Here is a 1,163-nt window from a genome sequence, read left to right as displayed (position 1 = left end):
GCGATGCCTTGACTGGCAAGTGTTTCGATCTCTTCCCCACCCCGGCCGAAAATAAACGGATCTCCGCCCTTTAAACGAAGAACACGCTTACCCTGCTTTGCCAGACTCGCCAGCAATTCATTGATACCTTCTTGAGGAACCGTATGGTTTGCACGACGCTTACCAACATCAATCATGTCGGCATCTTGTCTAACTAGCTTCAAAATCTGTGGCGAAACCAAGCGATCATAAAGCACCACGTCTGCCTGGCGCATCAAGCGTAAAGCTTTGAAGGTCAGCAAGTCAGGGTCGCCAGGGCCAGCTCCAACTAGATACACCTCGCCCACCGCGCTTACGTCGGTACATTCGCTCAGCTTTAAACTTTCATCTAGCAGTGCTCGCGCTTCATGATCTTTTCCGCTAAACACTAAATTCCCAACACGGCCCTCAAAGTGTCTTTCCCAAAACGCTCGCCGATGATTGATTTGAGGTAATTTCTCACGAACACGATCACGAAACTCAACAGCGAGATTACTCAAAGCCTCAAGGCGAGCCGGCAGCACAGATTCGACACGACTACGAATAAGACGTGTGAGTGTTGGATGCTGCCCACTGCTAGAAATTGCAACAGTGATCGGTCCTCGATCAATGAGAGCAGGAAAAAGAAAATCGCTATTTTCTGGGTCTTCCGCAACATGAACAGGAATACCCTGCTGGCGTGCAAGAGCCGCAAAAACGTGATCATCGTGATTGCCGCGCGCTGCCACACAAATAAAACAGCCCTCAAAAGCGCTAGCGGTTAAAACACCTACGGACTCCACTTCAATGAAGCGAACATTGTCGATCTCAGGCCGTGTATCTTGCGGTAAGTGGATAACAGTAATCGGAAAGGAAAAGCGTTTTAAAAAACGTATCTTGCGGATAGCTTTGTCACCGCAACCGAACACAATAATGGCTCGGTTATGCGGCTTAAAAAATAAGGGTAGCCAATTCATACGACAGTGCGTTAACGAATAACGTCGAGATTACCCATATATGGCTTCAGCACATCAGGAACCTTGATAGAACCGTCAGCCTGCTGATAATTTTCCATCACAGCAATGAGAGTTCGACCAACGGCAAGCCCCGAGCCATTAAGAGTATGAACCAAAGCAGGCTTGCCTGTTTCAGCGTCACGATAGCGC

The 1,163-nt window shown here is 48.6% G+C and carries 1 protein-coding gene and 1 pseudogene; both read right to left on the bottom strand.

Going from position 1 to position 1,163, the window contains the following annotated elements; translation table 11 throughout:
• Nucleotides 1-974: SAM-dependent methyltransferase (locus A3750_RS22475; RefSeq protein ID WP_068548886.1), on the bottom strand; the 974-nt coding region annotated here is incomplete at its 3' end.
• Nucleotides 975-985: 11 nt separating this feature from the next.
• Nucleotides 986-1,163: pseudogene (locus A3750_RS25150) on the bottom strand (serine--tRNA ligase); the annotation flags it as partial.

Source organism: Oleiphilus sp. HI0079, assembly GCF_001635105.1.
This window is presented reverse-complemented; position numbering and strand designations above follow the sequence as displayed.